The 4,721-nt window shown below is 63.9% G+C and carries 4 protein-coding genes; all 4 read right to left on the reverse strand.

Annotated features, from left to right (window positions below; translation table 11 throughout):
* On the reverse strand, positions 1 to 756 hold a 756-nt coding region (locus tag IVB32_RS16140; protein ID WP_247410731.1), incomplete at its 3' end, for a M81 family metallopeptidase.
* Positions 757 to 968: 212 nt separating this feature from the next.
* Entirely contained in the window at positions 969 to 2,618 is a 1,650-nt protein-coding gene (locus IVB32_RS16145) for an ABC transporter ATP-binding protein (RefSeq protein WP_026232921.1), read from the reverse strand.
* A gap of 14 nt (positions 2,619 to 2,632) precedes the next feature.
* Positions 2,633 to 3,520, reverse strand: a complete 888-nt coding sequence (locus IVB32_RS16150; protein ID WP_085351104.1) for an ABC transporter permease — start codon at positions 3,518 to 3,520, stop codon at positions 2,633 to 2,635.
* 20 nt (positions 3,521 to 3,540) lie between these two features.
* Positions 3,541 to 4,482 (reverse strand): ABC transporter permease, encoded by a 942-nt coding sequence (locus IVB32_RS16155; protein WP_007602533.1) that lies wholly within the window; start codon positions 4,480 to 4,482, stop codon positions 3,541 to 3,543.
* Between the last annotated feature and the right edge of the window lie 239 nt (positions 4,483 to 4,721).

Below are 4,721 nucleotides of genomic sequence, written 5' to 3' on the forward strand. Positions count from 1 at the left end.
GAACACGCTCGGCCCGCAATCGCGGAAATCGGCGGCGGGGAAGCCGGGCGCGAAGGACAGCGTCGGAACCGCGTCGCTCTCCAGCGCGGCAAGCTTTTCGTAGATGCCCTTGGTCGGCTGGTCGTTGGTGCACTGCCAGCTGATCGGAATCAGGAACGGCAATTGCCGGAAGGCCTTTGCGAAACGCTGCTTTGTCTTCAGAAGCATTGCGAGATATTGCGCGCAGGCGCGGCCGGTCTCGGCCATGTCGATATGGGGATAGGTGCGGTAGGCGATCAGCGCGTCCGCATGCTCTATCATCTCGGGCGTGACGTTGGCGTGCAGGTCGAGGCTCGCGACAAGCGGAATGCCCTTGCCGATGACGCGGCGCACGCGCGCGAGAATCTCGCCTTCGCCGTCGTCGAGATGTTCCGTGACCATCGCGCCGTGCAGATCGAGATAGACGGCGTCGATCGGGCCGGCGGCGGCAATGCCATCGACCATGACCTTCACGATGCGCTCGAAGGCGTCCTTGGTGACATGCGCCGAAGGGCTCGCGCCGCAGGCAATCGTCGGAACGAGTTCCCAGCCATGGGCCTCGGCGCTGTCGACGAAACCGGCGAGGCCGACATTGATGCGGCGCATCACCTTCAACACGTCGGGACCTTGCGTCATCGCCGGCCAGCCGCCGCCGTGCTGGAAGTCTGCGAAGGTCGCCTTCGTCGGAGCGAAGGTGTTGGTCTCGTGCAGGAAGCCGCCGACGGCGATACGTGTCATCAACTCAAGTCCAGCAATTGAATGTGCGCGACGTTAGCCCTGTGCTTGCGGCGAGAGCAAGCCGGGAAGCAATCGCGCCGCGCATGGCGTCAAGCCGTTTTGGGAATGCTTGTCGCAACCGCCGTCATTGCGAGCGAAGCGAAGCAATCCAGAATCCTTCCGCAGGGACAGTCTGGATTGCTTCGCTGCGCTCGCAATGACGAGGCGAGAGACTAGGCGCTGGCCGCCGCGCCCTCGGCCACCGGCCGGAAGTTCGCAAAATCCCAGCCGCGGCCTGGCGCTGCCTCGAGCAAGGCTCTGGTGTACGCCTCCTTCGGATGCGTCAGCACTTCGGCGGCCGGCCCCTGCTCGACGACGCGGCCGTGTTGCATCACCATGACCTCGTCGCAGATCTGTGCTGCGACGCGTAGATCGTGAGTGATGAACAGGATGGCGATGCCGAGCCGCTTCTGGATCTCGTCGAACAGTTCCAGCACCTGCGCCTGCACGGAGACGTCGAGGGCGGAGACGGCCTCGTCCGCGACCAGCACATCGGGATCGAGCGCGAGCGCGCGGGCGATCGCAATGCGCTGACGCTGGCCGCCGGAGAACTGGTGCGGATAGCGCGCGACCGCATCGGCGGGCAGACCGACCAGCTCGAGCAATTCGCGGGCACGCTTCATTGCGTCGGCATGCGACACACCATAATTGATCGGGCCTTCCGCGATGCTTTCGCCGACGGTGACGCGCGGGTTGAGCGAGCGGTAGGGGTCCTGGAATACGATCTGGATCTTCTTCCGATGCGGCTGCAACAGCCGCCGCGAAATGTCCGAGATCTCGCGGCCGGAGAGGCGCACGCCGCCCGAAGTCGGGTCGATCAGGCGGACGATGCAGCGCGCCACGGTCGATTTGCCCGAACCGCTCTCGCCGACGATGCCGAGCGTGCGACCCTTGCGTAGCGTCAGCGTGACCTTGTCGGCAGCGACGACCTCGCGGCCTTTACCGAAGAACGCGCGCTCGCGGTAGACCTTCCCAAGCTCGTTGGCTTCCAGCACCACCGGTTCCTTGGTCTCAAGCCGTGCCGCGCGCGGCACCAGGCTCGGTACTGCGGAAAGCAGGTTGCGGGTGTACTCCATGGTCGGATTGCGCAGGATGGAATCCAGCGTTCCGGTCTCGACCAGTCGGCCCTGCCGCATCACGGCGACGCGGTCGGCGATCTCGGCGACCACGCCCATGTCGTGGGTGATGAACAGCACGGCGGTTCCGTGATCGCGCTGGAGGTCGCGGATCAGGGTCAAGATCTGCTTCTGCGTGGTGACGTCGAGTGCGGTGGTCGGTTCGTCCGCAATGAGCAGCTTCGGTTCGAGCACGAGCGCCATCGCGATCATGATGCGCTGGCGCTGACCGCCGGAGAGTCGGTGAGGGTAGGAGGCAAAGATACGCTCAACCTGGGGCAGGCGCACCTGCTCCATCATGTCGAGGATACGCTTCTTGCGCGCCTTCGCGTCGAGTTTGGTGTGCGCGCGCAGGACTTCGTCGATCTGACGGCCGACCGGCATCACCGGATTGAGTGCCGTCATCGGCTCCTGGAAGATCATCGCCATTCGGGTCGCGCGGAGCTGCCGCAGGCGGCGGTCGGTCGCGGTGAGAATCTCCTCGCCGACCAGCTTGACGCTGCCGCCGGTGGGAACGAGCGTGCCCTTCGGCAGCAGACCCATCGTGGTCAGGGAGGTCACCGACTTGCCTGAGCCGCTTTCGCCGACAAGGCACAGCGTCTCGCGCTCGTGCACCTGGATCGAGATGCCGTCGAGGATGTTTGCAGCATTCGGCTTCTTGCCGACGGACACGACGAGGTTGTTGATGTCGAGGATGGGGCTGGTCATCACTTGATCGGTCATCATTTGCCTTCCCGCTGCTTCATGCGCGGATCGAGTGCATCGCGGGCGGCGTCGCCGATCAAATTGATGCTGAGGATGGCGATCGAGAGCAGCAGGCCCGGCCAGAAGATCAGCGTCGGCTTGAGCTGGAAGTACTGACGGCCCTCGGCCATGATGTTGCCCCAGGTCGGCGTCTCCGGCGAGATGCCGGCGCCGAGGAAGGAGAGGATGGCCTCAGTAAGGATCGCGGACGCGCAGACGTAACTGCCCTGCACGATCAGAGGTGCGATCGTGTTCGGCATCAAATGCCGCCACATGATCTTTGGCAGGGATGTGCCGACCGAGATCGCCGCTTCAACATAGGGCTCTTCGCGCGCCGACAGCACGACCGAACGCACCAGGCGTGCCACGCGCGGAACTTCGGGGATCGTGATCGCGATCAGCACCGTCCAGAGGCTGGCGCCGGACAGCGACACCACGGCGATTGCCAGCAGGATGCTCGGCATTGCCATCAGGCCGTCCATGATCCGCATCATGACGGAATCGACCAGCTTGAAGAAGCCGGAGACGAGGCCGATCGCCAACCCAATGACGATCGACATGATCGCCGAGCCGATGCCGATCAGAAGCGAAATGCGTCCGCCATACATCACGCGCGACAGCAGGTCGCGGCCATAGGCGTCGGTGCCGAGCAGGAATTGCGCCGAAGAGGGCTTCAGCCGCTGCGAGGGCGCAAGCTGGATCGGATCATACGGCGCGATCAACGGCGCCAGGATCGAGATCAGCACAACCAACACCAGGCAGATGGTCGCCGCCGCGATGATCGGCGTCGAGGTCAGGAATCCGAGGCGCGGTCGCAGCGGCGACGTGATCGGGATGGAGGACTGGGGAAGGGTATCGACCGACATTTTTGTTGTTATCCTTAGCCCTAGTACCGGATCCGGGGATCGAGCAGCGTGTAGGCGACGTCGATCAGGAGATTGACGACGACATAGATCAGCGACGTCAGCAAGATCATCGCCTGGATCACCGGATAGTCGCGCGCCAGCACCGCATCCACCGTGAGGCGGCCGATGCCGGGGATGTTGAACACGCTCTCGGTGACGACGACCCCGGAGATCAAAAGCGCAAAGCCGGTGCCGATCACCGTGATCACGGGCACGGCCGCGTTGCGCAGCGCGTGCCGCATCATCACGGCGACTTCGTTGATGCCTTTTGCCCGCGCGGTGCGGACGTAGTCCTCCCCGAGCACGTCGAGCATCGCCGCGCGCGTCATGCGCGCGATCAACGCGATATAGATGAAGGACAGCGCACAGGTCGGCAGGATGATGCGCTCGAAGAACGGCCCAAACCCGTTCGAGATGCTGCGGAAGCCCTGCACCGGCACCCAGCGCAGGTCGATCGCGAAGACCTCGATCAGGATGTAGCCGACCACGAACACCGGCACCGAGAAGCCGAGCACGGACAGGCCCATCACGAAGCGGTCGATCCAGGTGCCGTGCTTCCACGCCGCGATCACACCTAGGGGAACCGCGACGATGACGGCGAGGATGATGGTCGACAGCGCGATCGAGATCGACGGCTCGACCCGCTGGCCGATCATCTTCATCACCGGAAGGTTGGAGATGAGTGACGTTCCGAGATCGCCATGCAGCAGCTTGTTCAGCCAGGTGATGAACTGCACGATCAGCGGCTCATTGAGCCCGAGCGAGGTGCGGATGCGCTCGAGCCGCTCCGGCGTGGCGTTGTCGCCGGCCAGAATCGCGGCGGGATCGCCCGGGGTGAGGCGGAGCAGGAGGAAGACGAACAGCGCCACCACGCCCATCACAGGCACGGCGGCGAGAATTCGGCGAAGGAGATATCCGAGCAAGTTGGATCCCGTCAGATGAGAGTCAAATCAGAGACAGCGGCTGGAGCCTGGGGTTCTGCCACCAGCCTAACATTTCAGCAATTCCCATGCCATCCGGGCCACCGTTTTTGCAGTGCGGTCAACTTGTTTCGGTGATCTGGCCCGGTTTTGGCGATGTGGCTCGCGCCGTTACTCCAGAGTCGCGAGCAGCCCCGCCATCAGCCGGCCGCGTTCGACCAGACTTTCAACCTCGATATACT

Source organism: Bradyrhizobium sp. 23 (assembly GCF_023073295.1).
Classification (GTDB): Bacteria; Pseudomonadota; Alphaproteobacteria; order Rhizobiales; family Xanthobacteraceae; genus Bradyrhizobium; species Bradyrhizobium canariense_D.

Excerpts from the sequence above, each read along its gene's own strand:
- IVB32_RS16145 (WP_026232921.1), bottom strand. The coding sequence starts at position 2,618 with ATGACCAGCCCCATCCTCGACATCAACAACCTCGTCGTGTCCGTCGGC.
- IVB32_RS16150 (WP_085351104.1), bottom strand. The coding sequence starts at position 3,520 with ATGTCGGTCGATACCCTTCCCCAGTCCTCCATCCCGATCACGTCGCCG.